Source organism: Solimonas aquatica, from assembly GCF_900111015.1.
GTDB classification, from domain to species: domain Bacteria; phylum Pseudomonadota; class Gammaproteobacteria; order Nevskiales; family Nevskiaceae; genus Solimonas; species Solimonas aquatica.
The window spans coordinates 156,539-170,163 of the sequence record NZ_FOFS01000012.1 but is presented as its reverse complement, the minus strand read 5'-3'; the positions used below and the strand labels follow the sequence as shown (position 1 = coordinate 170,163).

General features: G+C 67.4%; 14 protein-coding genes and 1 other RNA gene. 2 read left to right on the top strand and 13 right to left on the bottom strand.

The features are described from left to right. From BMY12_RS15580 to rnpB, 7 genes are all read right to left on the bottom strand, one after another. Positions 1–1,365 carry a UDP-N-acetylmuramoyl-tripeptide--D-alanyl-D-alanine ligase gene (locus BMY12_RS15580; RefSeq protein ID WP_093288229.1) on the bottom strand — a complete coding sequence of 455 codons (1,365 nt, stop codon included), beginning with the start codon at positions 1,363–1,365 and terminating at the stop codon, positions 1–3. After that, positions 1,362–2,858 (bottom strand): UDP-N-acetylmuramoyl-L-alanyl-D-glutamate--2,6-diaminopimelate ligase, encoded by a 1,497-nt coding sequence (locus BMY12_RS15575; RefSeq protein WP_218140224.1) that lies wholly within the window; start codon positions 2,856–2,858, stop codon positions 1,362–1,364. The genes BMY12_RS15580 and BMY12_RS15575 overlap by 4 nt, the downstream gene beginning before the upstream one ends. Continuing rightward, positions 2,855–4,633: a peptidoglycan D,D-transpeptidase FtsI family protein gene (locus BMY12_RS15570; protein ID WP_177189014.1), complete on the bottom strand. Its 1,779-nt coding sequence runs from the start codon at positions 4,631–4,633 to the stop codon at positions 2,855–2,857. Before BMY12_RS15570 ends, BMY12_RS15575 begins: the two co-directional genes overlap by 4 nt. Next, positions 4,630–4,902 (bottom strand): cell division protein FtsL, encoded by a 273-nt coding sequence (gene ftsL / locus BMY12_RS15565; RefSeq protein ID WP_093288223.1) that lies wholly within the window; start codon positions 4,900–4,902, stop codon positions 4,630–4,632. Before ftsL ends, BMY12_RS15570 begins: the two co-directional genes overlap by 4 nt. Then, on the bottom strand, positions 4,899–5,843 hold the full coding sequence (gene rsmH / locus BMY12_RS15560) for a 16S rRNA (cytosine(1402)-N(4))-methyltransferase RsmH (RefSeq protein ID WP_093288220.1): 945 nt from the start codon (positions 5,841–5,843) through the stop codon (positions 4,899–4,901). The genes ftsL and rsmH overlap by 4 nt, the downstream gene beginning before the upstream one ends. 9 nt (positions 5,844–5,852) lie before the next feature. Further along, the gene (gene mraZ, locus BMY12_RS15555) at positions 5,853–6,299 is read right to left on the bottom strand and encodes a division/cell wall cluster transcriptional repressor MraZ (RefSeq protein ID WP_093288217.1); all 447 of its coding nucleotides are present in this window, start codon (positions 6,297–6,299) and stop codon (positions 5,853–5,855) included. 289 nt (positions 6,300–6,588) lie between these two features. Continuing rightward, an RNA gene (rnpB, locus tag BMY12_RS15550) (RNase P RNA component class A) lies at positions 6,589–6,971 on the bottom strand. Positions 6,972–7,032: 61 nt separating this feature from the next. Here rnpB and BMY12_RS15545 point away from each other — a divergent pair. Together BMY12_RS15545 and BMY12_RS15540 are read left to right on the top strand one after the other, a co-directional pair. Next, the gene (locus tag BMY12_RS15545; RefSeq protein ID WP_093288214.1) at positions 7,033–7,476 is read left to right on the top strand and encodes an SRPBCC family protein; all 444 of its coding nucleotides are present in this window, start codon (positions 7,033–7,035) and stop codon (positions 7,474–7,476) included. Further along, complete coding sequence (locus tag BMY12_RS15540) at positions 7,476–8,237, top strand: ABC transporter substrate-binding protein (protein ID WP_093288212.1); 762 nt, start codon at positions 7,476–7,478, stop codon at positions 8,235–8,237. The genes BMY12_RS15545 and BMY12_RS15540 overlap by 1 nt, the downstream gene beginning before the upstream one ends. Positions 8,238–8,241: 4 nt before the next feature. On the opposite strand, the gene hisD is transcribed toward BMY12_RS15540, so the two are convergent. The 6 genes from hisD to BMY12_RS15510 form a co-directional block, all read right to left on the bottom strand. After that, positions 8,242–9,537 (bottom strand): histidinol dehydrogenase, encoded by a 1,296-nt coding sequence (gene hisD / locus BMY12_RS15535; RefSeq protein ID WP_093288348.1) that lies wholly within the window; start codon positions 9,535–9,537, stop codon positions 8,242–8,244. After that, positions 9,534–10,175 (bottom strand): ATP phosphoribosyltransferase, encoded by a 642-nt coding sequence (gene hisG / locus BMY12_RS15530; RefSeq protein ID WP_093288210.1) that lies wholly within the window; start codon positions 10,173–10,175, stop codon positions 9,534–9,536. The genes hisD and hisG overlap by 4 nt, the downstream gene beginning before the upstream one ends. A gap of 193 nt (positions 10,176–10,368) precedes the next feature. Next, entirely contained in the window at positions 10,369–11,634 is a 1,266-nt protein-coding gene (murA, locus tag BMY12_RS15525; RefSeq protein ID WP_093288207.1) for a UDP-N-acetylglucosamine 1-carboxyvinyltransferase, read from the bottom strand. A gap of 19 nt (positions 11,635–11,653) precedes the next feature. After that, entirely contained in the window at positions 11,654–11,872 is a 219-nt protein-coding gene (locus BMY12_RS15520; protein WP_093288345.1) for a BolA family protein, read from the bottom strand. 2 nt (positions 11,873–11,874) lie between these two features. Continuing rightward, the gene (locus tag BMY12_RS15515) at positions 11,875–12,642 is read right to left on the bottom strand and encodes an ABC transporter permease (RefSeq protein WP_093288205.1); all 768 of its coding nucleotides are present in this window, start codon (positions 12,640–12,642) and stop codon (positions 11,875–11,877) included. Beyond that, positions 12,639–13,598, bottom strand: a complete 960-nt coding sequence (locus BMY12_RS15510; RefSeq protein WP_093288201.1) for an ABC transporter ATP-binding protein — start codon at positions 13,596–13,598, stop codon at positions 12,639–12,641. Before BMY12_RS15510 ends, BMY12_RS15515 begins: the two co-directional genes overlap by 4 nt. Positions 13,599–13,625: the final 27 nt, after the last annotated feature.

Sequence of the window (13,625 nt, the reverse complement as noted above, 5' to 3'; positions counted from 1 at the left end):
TCAGTGTTGCGCCCCCGGCGCAGTGCCCAGCAAGGCCGCGACCACGCGCTCCATGCGCGCGCTGCGCGAACCCTTGACCAGCACGGTATCGTTTGGATTCAGATCGGCCGCAAGTGCCGCAGCCAGTGCCTCCGCCGTGTCGAAACGCAGGCCACCACTACCGAATGCATCGGCGGCCAGACCGGCGAGATCCCCCAAGGCGTACAGCTTGTCGATGCCCAGCGCGCGCGCCAGTGCGCCGGCTTCGCGGTGCAGGCGCTCGGCATCCACGCCAAGCTCGGCCATATTGCCCAGCGCCAGCAGCTTGCGCCGTGGCTGCAGCGCCAGCAGTTCCATGCCAGCGCGCAGGGAGCTGGGATTGGCGTTGTAGCTGTCGTCGATCAGCAGCGCGTTCTGCGGCGTGCGCTGGCGGCTGACCCGCCCCGGCGGCGGCTGCAGCTGCGCCAGACCTGCGGCGATCTCCTGCGGGCTCAAGCCCACCGCCAGCGCGCAGGCCGCCGCACCCAGTGCGTTCATCACGTTGTGGCGGCCCGGCAAGGGCAGGCTGACGTCCACGTCCCCCTGCGCACAGTGCAGACGGAAACGCTGCGAGCCATTGTCCAGGCTGCGGATATCGCTGCCCCGCACCTCCGCCGCCGGGCTCATGCCGAAGCTGCTGATGTGCGTGTGCGCGGCGAACTGCCGCCACAGCGGCGCGTAGGCATCGTCGGCGTTGATGATGGCGCAGGCGCCGACACGCAGGCCCTCATACAGCTCGCCCTTGCCGCGCGCCACGCCTTCGCGTGAGCCAAAACCTTCCAGATGCGCATCGCCGGCCTGCGTCACCAGCCCGACGTCGGGCTGCACGATGCCGGTCAGCAGCGCGATCTCGCGCAGATGGTTGGCGCCCATCTCGATCACCGCCGTGCGGTGCTGCGCGCGCAGGCACAGCAGCGTGAGAGGCACGCCGATGTGATTGTTGAGATTGCCCTGCGTGGCCAGCACCGGCCCGCGCGTGGCAAAGATCGCGGCCAGCATCTGCTTGCTGGTGGTCTTGCCGTTGCTGCCGGTGAGGCCGATCACCGGCAGGCTGAAGCGCTGCCGCCACCAGGCGGCCAGCTGCTGCAGACCGGCGAGCGTGTCGGCAACTTTCAGTTGCGGCAGCGCCGAGTCCTCGACCCAGCGCGAGACCAGCGCGGCCGCGGCGCCGCTGCCTTGCGCGGCGCTCAGGAAGGCATGGCCGTCGAAGCGCTCACCCTGCAGCGCCACGAACAGGCTGCCGGGCGCGAGCTTGCGGCTGTCGCTATCCACCGCGCTGACGATCACGTCCTCGCCCCGCATTTCGGCGTTCAGCGCCGAGGCCATTTCGCTCAGCCGCAGATTCATGGCTTGTGCTCCGCCAGCGGCAGACCCAGCAGACGCGCCACTTCGGCGCGATCACTGAAACTGCGCCGCTCGCTGCCGATGATCTGGTAGTCCTCATGCCCCTTGCCGGCAATCACCACGACGTCGTCGGCACCGGCCGCGGCAATCGCTTCGGCGATGGCGGCGCTGCGCTCATGCACCACACGCGTCTGCGCCGCGTTCATGCCGGCGAGAATATCGGCGACGATGGCCTGCGGCGCCTCGCTGCGCGGATTGTCGTCGGTGACGATCACACGGTCCGCCAGCGCCTGCGCCGCCGCGCCCATCAGCGGACGCTTGCCACGATCACGATCACCGCCACAGCCGAACACGCAAGAGAGCTTGCCGGTGGTATGCGCGCGCGCCGCGCGCAGGATCTGCTGCAGGGCCTCGGGCGTGTGCGCGTAATCGACGATCACCAAGGGCTGCTGCGCAGCGCCACGAAAACCTTCCATGCGTCCCGGCACGGTATGCACCGCGCTCAGAGCCTGGGCGATGCGCGCAATCTTCTCGCCGCGCCCCAGCAGCACCGCCGCCACCGCCGCGAGGTTGTAGACATTGAAGCGGCCCAGCAGGCCGCTGTGCACGCGGGCATTGCCCTCGTGCGTATCGAGCGTGAAGGCGATGCCCTGCACGCTCAGCGCCAGATCGCGGGCCAGCACGTAGTGCCCTGGCGGCGGCGCGCCTTCGATTCCATACGCAGTGGTCTGCAGATGCGGCGCCAGCTGCTGCAGCCAGCACGCGCCGTGTTCATCATCGCGGTTGAGCACTGCGCAGCGCAGGCCCTCCTGCTCGAACAGGCGCCGCTTGGCGGCAGCGTAGCGTTCCACGGTGCCATGATAGTCGAGATGATCGCGCGTGATATTGCTCAGCACGGCGGTGTCGAAACGCAGACCGGCGACACGCGACTGATCCAGGGCGTGCGAGGAGACTTCCATCGCACAGGCCTGCAGACCCTCGTCGCGAAATGCCGCCAGCCGCGCCTGCAGCTGCACCGGATCGGGCGTGGTGTGCGTGGCGGTGTCCAGCGCGCCGACGCGGCCCAGGCCGATGGTGCCGATGTAGCCGCAGGGCTGGCCCAGCGTCTCCAGCGCCTGCGCCAGCAGATACGCAGTGGAAGTCTTGCCGTCGGTACCGGTGATGCCGGTGCAGAACAGCGCTTCGCCGGGCTGCCCGTAAAAGCGAGCCGCGATCTCGCCGGCGCGACGCGCCAGCGCCGGCACCGCGACCTGCGGCAGGCTGGTCTGCGGCGCTTCGACCTGCGGCGCCGGCTCCCAGGCCAGAGCCACCGCACCACGCGCCTGTGCCTGCGCCAGATGCTGCAGGCCATGCGTGTTGCCGCTGCCACGGCAGGCCAGAAACAGCTCGCCGCGCGCGATGCGCCGCGAATCCAGCTGCAGCCCGGACACGGTCACCGCCGGAATCGCCTCGGCATAGCCGGCGAGCAGCGTGCTGAGCGGCATGGGCGCGCTCATGTCTTGGGCCCCTTGCTGTCGAGCAGCAGCGGCGCGCGCGCCGTGGTGCTCGGCGCCGCGTCCTCCGGCATCTGCGTGCCATCGGGAGAAATCTGCAGCAGGCGCGCCGCGCCCTGCATCACGCTGGAGAACACCGGCGCCGCCACCAGACCGCCGTAGTAGGCGCCTTCACTGGGGTCGTCGATGATCACCAGCCCCACCAGACGCGGACGCTCGGCCGGCACCATGCCCACGAACAGGGCTTCATGGCGATTGCCGTCATAGCCACCGCCTTCGGCGAGCTTGCGCGTGGTGCCGGTCTTGCCCGCCACCTTGTAGCCCTGGATCGAAGCCTTGAGCGCGCTGCCGCCGGGCGCCACCACGTTCTCCATCATGTGCCGCACTTCGCGCGCGGTGTTGGCGGAGATGGCGCGTTGCGGCGGCACGCTGCGACCGTTCTTGATCAGGCGGATCTGCGGCATCAGACCGTCGTTGGCCAGAGCCGCGTAGGCGCGCAGCAGATGCAGCGCGCTCACCGACCAGCCATAGCCATAGGAAGCCGTGGCGGTGGCGATCTCGCCCCAGCTGCTGTAATTGCGCAGCACCGAGCCCACTTCGCCCGGAAAGCCGGTGTAGACCGGTTCATTGATGCCGAAGCGCTGGAAGCCCGACCACACCGCCTGCGGGCCGAGCGTGAGCCCGATCTTGGCGGCGCCGACGTTGCTGGATTTCGCCAGGATGGTGGCCAGATCCATCACGCCGCCCGGATGCACATCGTGCACGGTCAGCGCGCCGACCTTGAACCAGCCGGGACCGGTGTCGACCGTGGAACTCGGCCGGAACAGCCCCAGCTCCAGGGCCTGCGCCACCAGCAGCGGCTTGGCGGTGGAACCCGGCTCCAGCGAATCGGTGATCACGCGATTGCGCGTGCCCGGCGGACGGCGCTCGGCCGGATTGTTGGGATTGAAGCCGGGCTGCGAGGCGATGGCCAGCACCTCGCCGGTGCCGGCGTCGGCAATCACGATCATGCCGCCGCGCGCATTGTGCTGCGCCACCGCGTTCTTCAGCTCGCGATAGGCCAGGTACTGGATGCGCAGATCGATGGTCAGCTGCACGTCCTGACCCGACTGCGCCGGCACGTATTCGAGATTGTCTTCCACCACATGGCCGGCGCGGTCACGGATCACGCGGCGCGCGCCCGGGCTGCCGCGCAGCACGCTCTCCTGCGCCTTCTCGATGCCTTCCAGGCCGGTGGTGTCGCGGCCACAGAAACCCACCAGCTGACCGGCGACTTCGCCGGCCGGGTAGTAGCGCGCATAGGAAGGATCGGAGAACACCCCCGGCGCGCCCAGCGAGAGCACGCGCTTGGCTTCGGTGGGCGAGAGCGGATCGCTGATGTAGACGAACTTGCGGTCGGCGCGTGCTTTCAGATAACTACGAAACTCATCCGGCCTGCGCCCCAGCAGCTGCGCCACCGCCTCCACATGCTTGGGGGAGTCGAGCAGATCCTGCGGCACCGCCCACAGTGATTCCACCGGCGCCGACAGCGCCAGCGGCTCGCCGCGACGATCCAGAATCGCACCGCGATGCGCCGGAATGCCGAGCTTGCGGATGAAGCGCTTGCTGCCTTCGGCAGCAAGAAAATCCTGATCGATCACCTGCAGCTGGAAGGCGCGGCCGAGCACGCCGAAAGCGCCGAGCAGCAGCGCGCTCAGCACCGCCACGCGGCGCCAGGCGCTGACCGGCGCGGCGCTGCGCGCCACGCGGGCGGAAGCCTTGTCTTGCCGATGCCTCACGGTCCGGCCTCGACGATTTCGTAGGCGCGCGGCTCCGTCATGCCGAGCTGGGCACGGGCCATCGCCTCCACACGGTTGTTGGCGGCGAGCGAGGCTTCCTCCAGCTGCAGCTGCGCCCATTCCATGTCCAGGCGCTCGCGTTCGGCGCGCAGGCTGTCGAGCTCGCTGATCAGCGCGCGGTTCTCGTGCTTGGTGCGCACCACCGCCAGCGCCGAAACCACGATGGCCAGAATCAGCAGCAAAGGCAGCCAGGTGGAACCGCGCCTCATGCACGCGCCTCCAGTTTCTCGGCGATGCGCAGCACGGCGCTGCGCGCGCGCGGGTTCTCGCGCTCTTCGTCGCGATCAGGGAACTGCTTGCCGTGCAGCTTGAGCCGCGGCACTTCGGCCCGTGCGGCGTCGCGCAGGAAATGCTTGACGATGCGGTCTTCCAGCGAATGGAAGCTGATCACCACCAGGCGCCCGCCCGGTGCCAGCGCGTCCACGGCCTGTGCCAGCGCGCTGCGCAGCACTTCGAGTTCGCGATTGATGTAGATGCGGATCGCCTGAAAGCTGCGCGTGGCCGGATGAATCGTGCGCGAGCGCGGGCCCGGCACCGAGGCGATCAGCGCCGCCAGCTGCGCAGTGCCGGTGAGCGGCGTGGCGCCACGCGTTTCGACGATGCGCCGCGCGATGCGGCGGCTGTTGCGCTCCTCGCCGTACTGCCAGAGCACATCGGCGATCTCTTCCTCGCGCGCGCGCGCGAGCCAGGCTGCAGCGGATTCGCCGGCCTGCGGATTCATGCGCATGTCCAGCGGGCCATCCTTGGAGAAGGAAAAGCCGCGCTGCGCATCATCCAGCTGCGGTGAGGACACACCCAGATCCAGCAGGATGCCGTCCGCGCCGCGTGCACCGAACTGCGCATGCACGGCGCTGGCGAGCTCGGCGAAGTTGCAGTGACGGATCGAAAAGCGCGGCTCGTCGGCAAAACGGGCTTGCGCGTGCGCGACGGCCTGCGGGTCCTGATCCAGCGCCAGCAGGCGGCCTTCGGGGCCCAGCTGTTCGAGAATCGCGGCGCTGTGACCACCACGGCCGAAAGTGCCGTCCAGGTAAAAACCATCGCTGCGGAGGGCAAGTCCGGCGAGGGCTTCCTTGAGCATCACCGGCTTGTGCGAATTCACGGTGGCGTCAATCCCGAGGACAATCCGGGCCGAGGCGATATCGAAGGGCATGGCCGCGCCTCACCGCTTCAGCGTCCGGAACGCATCTTCGAGCGAGCCGAAGAGATCGGAGCCTTCGCCGAAGCGCTCATCCCACAGCGCCTGCGACCACAGATCGAAACGGGTGTGCTGACCCATCAGCACGGCTTCGCTGCTGGGATCGGTGCGGGCGCGCTTGCGCAGCATGGGTTGCAACAGCACGCGTCCTTGCGCATCCATGGTGGTTTCCACGGCGAAACCGATCACCACCTTCTTCAGGCGTTCGGCGATCAGGCGGTCTTCCATGGCCTCGATGTCGCGCACGATGCGCTCGAACTCGGGCTGCGGATAAATCTCCACGCAGGGATCGGGGCCCGTGGTCAGCACCAGCCGCCCGCCGCAGCTTTCGCTGAGCGACTGACGAAAACGCGCAGGGATCGCCAGGCGACCCTTATCGTCAATCGAGACTTGATGCGAGCCGGCAAACATAGCGCTTGGGGAAAACACTTCCCCACTTTCTCCCACTTTCCACCACGATGCGATGCACTATATCCGAGCGCCCTAGCGCACGCAAGCAAAATCCATGATGAAACAGCGGCTTAGCGAGACTTATCGCACTATGTTCGATGATTCTTTTTGAAACAGCAGCTTAAGCCCAAAACTTAAAGTAACGCCCAGGACGAGCGGTAGTTCGGGCCGGGATGAGCGGTGGCTGTTTGGCAAAAACTCAACAAAGAACATTTATACAAGCTTTTAAAACATCATGCCCTGCCAGAAAAATCGGAGTCGGCCTGTAAGCCGGGTTCTGTGCGGGCGCTCATCACGCCCCGGCAACCATTCCTCTAGGCGACGCATCGCTACGCCGCTCCAGCGACCTACCCGGAAGGCGCGCGGGCCGCGCGTTTCGCCGTTGCCGGCGAGTCCTTCCCTATTTGGCCTTGCTCCAGGTGGGGTTTGCCATGCCGTTGCTGTTGCCAGCCCCGCGGTGCGCTCTTACCGCACCGTTTCACCCTTGCCAGCTCCTTGCGGAGCTTCGGCGGTCTGTTCTCTGTTGCACTTTCCGTCGGCTCACGCCGCCCAGGCGTTACCTGGCACCTTGCCCTGTGGAGCCCGGACTTTCCTCCCCCGCGCATGCGCGGCAGCGGTTACCCGGCCGACTCCGACCGCTATTATCGGCGCATCGCCGCCATGCTGTCGCGGCCTTTTTTGGATTTGATCCACCATGTCGCAACAGGAATTGCGGTTTGAAGAGCAGATCGCCGCCCCGATCGAGAGCGTGTTCGAGCTGCTGGCCGATCATCAGCGCTTCGTGGCGCTGTTCGGCAGCCAGTGCACGGTGACGCGTCCGGGCGATGATCGCGCCGAACCCAATGGCTGCGGCTCGGTGCGGCGCATCGGCCCCGGCGCGCTGAGCTTCGATGAAACCATCGTGCACTTCGAGCGTCCCACGCGCATCGACTACGTGATCAGCCGTGGCAGCCCCCTGAAGAATCACCTCGGCAGTCTGCGTCTCAGCGCGCAAGGCGGCGGCACGAGGCTGGACTACATCATCCGCTTCGAGGGCCGCCTGCCGCTGGTCGGCAAGCTGGTCGCCGCGGCCCTGCGCGAGGCCTGGCGCCGCAATGCCCGGGCGCGTCTGCGCGAGCTGGAGCGCAGCGGCGGCTGATGCGTCTGGTCTCCCACACCTGCTCCAACACCGAGATCGTCTGCGCGCTCGGGGCCCAGCAGCATCTGATTGCGGTGGACAGCGACTCGGATCATCCGCCCGAAGTGGTGCGCGCGCTGCCGCAGCTGGGCCGCGACCTGCAGCTGGACGTGGATGCCCTGGCAGCGCTCAAGCCCGATCTGGTGCTCAGCTCACTCACCGTTCCCGGTCACGAACGCATCCTCGCCGCGCTCGAAGCGCGCGGCCTGCCGGTGCTGGTCTGCAATCCGCAGAGTCTCGCGGATGTCTTCGCCGACATCCGCCGCATCGCCGAGGCGCTCGCGCTGCCGGCGCGTGGTGATGCGCTGGTCGCGCAGATGCAGGAGGCGATGCCGCCACAAGCGCGCGACGCGCAGTCACCGCGCGTGCTGGTGGAGTGGTGGCCCAAGCCGGTGATCGGCGCCGCGCGGCGCAGCTGGGTGCATGATCTGATCGAACGCGCCGGCGGCCACAATGCGCTGGCCGACTGCGCGTCACAGACCCTGAGCATGACCGACGCCCCCACGATGCCCATCGATCTGATCGCGATGAGCTGGTGCGGCGTGAAAGCGGACAAGTACCGGCGCGATGTCGTGCTGCGCCGCGAACACTGGCAGTCGGTTCGCGCGGTGCAACAACAGAACGTGGTGGCGATCAGCGAGGCGTTTCTGGGCCGCCCGGGCCCGCGTCTGGTGCAGGGCTATCAGCAGCTGCGCGCGGCCATCGCAAGCTGCGCGCGCTGAATCTTCAGCCGCGATCGCGCGCGCTCTGCGCGTGCGCCTGCAGGCCTTCGGCATCGGCGATGCGCCCGGCGATCTGCGCCAGCGCCTGGGCACCCTGCGGCGTGCATTCGATCAGGCTGCTGCGCTTCTGGAACTCATACACGCCCAGCGGATTGGCGTAGCGCGCCGCACGCGAGGTGGGCAGCACGTGATTGGGCCCGGCGCAGTAATCGCCGAAAGCCTCGGGCGTGTGACGGCCGATGAAGATCGCGCCGGCATGGCGGATCTGCGGCAGCAGCGCGCGCGGCTCTTCCACTGCCAGTTCGAGATGCTCGGGCGCGATGTGATTGGAGATGGCGCAGGCCTCGGCCAGATCACGCACCTTGATCAGCGCGCCGCGACCTTCGATGGACGCCCGCACGGTCTGCGCGCGCGGCAGGCTCTGCACGCGGCGCTGCATGGCCTCGGCCACGCGGTCCAGGAAATCAGCATCCGGCGAGATCAGGATGGACTCGGAATCCTCGCCATGCTCGGCCTGCGAGAACAGATCCATGGCCATCCAGTCGGGATTGGAGCCAGCGTCGCTGATCACCAGAATCTCGGAGGGCCCGGCGATGGAATCGATGCCCACGCGCCCGAACACCGCGCGCTTGGCCGCCGCCACATAGGCATTGCCCGGCCCCACGATCTTGTCCACCGCCGGCACGCTCGCGGTGCCATAGGCCAGGGCTGCCACCGCCTGCGCACCGCCGATGGTGAAGATGCGATCCACACCGGCCAGATGCGCAGCTGCCAGCACCACGGTATTGAGCTCGCCGCCCGGTGCCGGCACCACCATGATGATTTCCGGCACGCCCGCGACCTTGGCGGGAATGGCGTTCATCAGCACCGAGGACGGATACGCAGCCTTGCCGCCCGGTACATAGATGCCGACGCGGTCCAGAGGCCGCAGCTGCTGGCCCAGGCGATTGCCCAGGGCATCGGTGAATTCAAACGGCGCGATCTTCTGCTGCTCGGCGTAGGCGCGGATGCGCGTGGCCGCGGCCTGCAGGGCTTCGCGCAAATCCTGCGGCTGTGCCTCCCAGGCTGCCTGCCACTGCGCCCTGGGCACTTCCAGTTCGGCGACACCGCTCAGGCTGCGACGGTCGAAACGCTGCGTGTATTCGAGCAGCGCCGCGTCACCGCGCGCACGCACCTGCGCGATGATCTCGTCCACCGCGCGCGTGACTTCGGCGCCGAGTTCCGGCGCGCGGTCCAGCAGCGCGTCCAGCTGCGCCGAAAAATCCGCCGCCTGCGTATCGAGCCTGCGGATCTGCATCAGGCCGCCTTGCGCTTGCCGCCGCTGCGCGCCAGCTTGTCGAGCAGGCCCTGGATCGCGGCGTGCTTGGTCTTCATCGCCGCCTTGTTGACCACGATGCGCGAGCTGACCTGGCAGATGATTTCGGTTTCGATCAGGCCATTGGCGCGCAGCGTGCCGCCGGTGGCGACCAGATCGACGATCACGTCCGACAGCCCCACCAGCGGCGCCAGCTCCATGGAGCCGTAGAGCTTGATGATTTCCACCTGCTCGCCCTTGGCAGCGAAGTGGCGGCGCGCGATTTCCGGATACTTGGTGGCCACGCGCAGACGGCGGCGCGGATCGCGCGCGGGCGCGTCCTTCTTCGCCGCCACCGACAGCCGGCACTTGGCGATGTCCAGGTCCAGGGGCTCGTAGAGATCGGCCGAGCCGTTCTCCATCAGCACGTCCTTGCCGACGATGCCCAGGTCGGCTGCGCCATAGGCCACATAGGTCGGCACATCGGCGGGACGGATGATCAGCAGCGAGACGCCGGGCGTACGCGAGGGCACGCGCAGGAGGCGGTCGATATCGCCGGCCGGGTCCAGGCCCACCTTGGCCAGCATGGGCAGGCTTTCTTCCAGGATGCGGCCCTTGGACAGGGCCAGGGTGAGAACGGTCATCGCGCGCGCTGCGGATTTACAAGGGCCGCGATTGTAGCCGGGCGGCGCGGGGCGCGTCAGACCCGCGGCGCAGCCACATCCGAGACCCGCGCCACAGCAGACTGTCATGCCCGCGCAGGCGGGCATCCCGTGATCAGGCGCATCGCCTGCCGAAACGGGGTGCTGGATTCCCGCTTGCGCGGGCATGACAAGCTCAGATCAGCTTGTTGACGCGCTTGATCTTCGCACCCAGGGCGGCGAGCTTGCCTTCGATGTTCTCGTAGCCGCGATCCATGTGATAGATGCGGTCGATGAAGGTCTCGCCCTCGGCGGCCAGGGCCGCCAGCACCAGGCTGGCCGAGGCGCGCAGATCGGTGGCCATGATCGGCGCGGCCTGCAGACGCTCCTTGCCGGTGACCACGGCGGTATTGCCCTCGATGCGGATCTCCGCGCCCAGGCGCTGCAGTTCCAGCGCGTGCATGAAGCGGTTCTCGAAGATGGTTTCCTTGACCACGCTCACGCCTTCGGAGACGCAGTTGAGCGCCATCATCTGCGCCTGCATGTCGGTGGGGAATCCCGGATGCGGCATGGTGTGGATGTTCACCGCCAGCGGCCGCTTGTTCTGCATGTCCACTTCGATGAAGTCCACGCCGGTGGCGAGCTTGGCGCCGGCCTGCTGCAGCTTCACCAGCACCGCGTCGAGCAGCGAAGGATCGGTCTTCTCGATGCGCACGCGGCCGCGGGTGATGGCGCCGGCCAGCAGATACGTGCCGGTCTCGATGCGATCCGGCAGCACGCGATGCGTGGCGGCGTGCAGCTTGTCCACGCCTTGCACGCGGATGGTGGTGGTGCCCTCGCCGCTGAGCCTGGCGCCCATCGCGCGCAGGCAGCGCGCCAGATCCACCACTTCCGGTTCACGCGCGGCGTTTTCCAGCACCGTCTCGCCCTCGGCGAGCACCGCCGCCATCATCAGGTTCTCGGTGCCGGTCACGGTCACGGTGTCGAACACGATGCGCGCGCCCTTGAGGCGCTTGGCCTTGGCGTGGATGAAGCCGCCTTCCAGCTTGATCTCGGCGCCCATCGCTTCCAGGCCCATCAGATGCAGATCCACGGGCCGCGCGCCGATGGCGCAGCCGCCCGGCAGCGAGACATGCGCCTCGCCGCGCGCCGCCACCAGCGGCCCCAGCACCAGGATCGAGGCGCGCATGGTGCGTACCAGCTCGTAAGGCGCCACGCAGGTGGTGATGGACCTGGCGTTCACCACCAGCTCATGCGCCGCCGGCTCTTCCACCGTGCAGCCCATCTGCAGCAGCAGCTTGCGCGTGGTGTTGATGTCCCAGAGCTTGGGCACGTTGGTGACATGCAGCGGCTCATCGGAAAGCAGCGAGGCGCAGAGAATGGGCAGCGCGGCGTTCTTGGCGCCGGAAGCCTCGATCACGCCGGACAGCGGACCGTTGCCGGCGATGACAAATTTGTCCATGAAAACTCTTTTACCAGTCTTAAGCGGCGCGGGTGCTGAGCTTCAGCGCGTGGATCTCGCGGCCCATCTTCTCGCCCAGCGTGGCGTAGACCATGCGGTGCTGCGCCAGCGGCGGCTTGCCGGCGAAGGCGGCGCAGATCACCGTGGCTTCGAAATGCTGGCCGTCGTCGCCTTCGACCTGCACCTGGGCGCCGGGCAGGCCGGCCTCGATCAATTGACGAATCTCGTGCTTGTTCATGTTCATCGCTTCAGGCGGTAGCCCGTCACCAGCATCCACATACAGATGGCGGAAACGAGCAGGAAGAATCCCAGGCTCCAGGCCAGGCTCAGGGCAATCGGCACATCGCCATGGCCGAAGAAACCATAGCGGAATCCGTCGATCATGTAGAAGAAGGGGTTCAGATGGCTGGCCTTGAACCACAGCGGCGGCAGCGCATGCACCGAGTAGAACACGCCGGAGAGAAACGACAGCGGCGTGATCAGGAAATTGGTGAAGGCGGCGATGTGATCGAACTTCTCGGCCACGATCCCGGCAATCAGGCCCAAGGCCGCGAGGCTGCCGGCGGCAAGCAGGAACACCGCCAGCGCCGCCAGCGGCTCACGCACCGGCAGCTGCACGAAGGGCAGCGTCGCCAGCACCATCGCCACGCTGACCAGTGCGCAGCGCGCAATCGCAGCGAGGATGTAGGCCGCGAACCACTGCAGCGGCCCCAGCGGCGCCATCTGCAGGAACACGATATTGCCCATCATCTTCGATTGCATAAGGCTGGACGAGGTGTTGGCGAAGGCGTTCTGAATCACCGTCATCATCACCAGGCCCGGAATCAGGAACTCGGTGTAACCGATGCCCGGATACACCGGCGCACGCCCGGCCATGGCCTGGGCGAACACCAGCAGATACAGCAGCGCGGTGATCACCGGCGCGGTGACGGTCTGGCCGAGCACGGACCAGAATCTCATCACTTCCTTCTTCAGCAGCGTCAGGAAGCCCAGTTGATCAGGGGTCATCGACCGTTCCCCGCCTTGTGCCCGGTCAGCTCGATGAAGATGTCTTCCAGATCGGGCTCGCGGGTCTGCACATCCTCGATGGCCAAGCCCGCGCTGCGCAGGGCTTCGAACACCGCGCCGATGGGATGACGGCGCGTTTCCAGCTTCAGTTCCATCACGCCCTCGACATTGGCGGTGACCAGTTCGCGCAGCGACTCCGGCAGCTGCGCGCCGCCGGCGAGCTTCAGGCGCAGGAAGCGATAGGGATGCCGCGCCAGCAGCTGCGGCGTGGGTTCGATCACCTGCACCGCGCCGCGATCCAGAATCGCCACGCGCGAACACAGCTCCTGGGCTTCTTCCAGATAGTGCGTGGTCAGCACCACCGTCGTGCCCTGCGCGTGCAGCTCGCGCATGAACGCCCAGAGCGTGCGACGCAGCTCCACGTCCACGCCGGCGGTGGGTTCATCGAGGATCACCAGCGGCGGCTTGTGCACCAGGGCCTGCGCGATCAGCACGCGGCGCTTCATGCCGCCGGACAGCGCGCGCATGGAGACCTCGGTCTTGCTGGCCAGGTCCAGGCGCTCCAGCATCTCCTCGATCCAGGGCCAGGACTCCTTGCCGCAGCCGTAGTAGCCGGCCTGGATGCGCAGCAGCTCGCGCACCTTGAAGAAGGGATCGAAGACCAGCTCCTGCGGCACCACGCCGAGCTTGCGGCGCGCGGCGCGGAAGTCCTTCACCGTGTCATGGCCCATCACCGCCACGCTGCCAGTATCGGCGCCGACCAGGCCGGCGATGATGCTGATCAGCGTGGACTTGCCCGCGCCATTGGGGCCGAGCAGGGCAAAGAATTCACCGGGCGCGATGTCGAAGCTCACGCCACGCAGCGCTTCCAGGCTGCCGTAGCGCTTGCGCACATCACGAATCTGCAGCGCGGCCGTGCCTGCGGCTGCATCCGTCTTCTGGGGATTGGAGTACATAAGAGGCCGGCATTATATGCCGGAGGC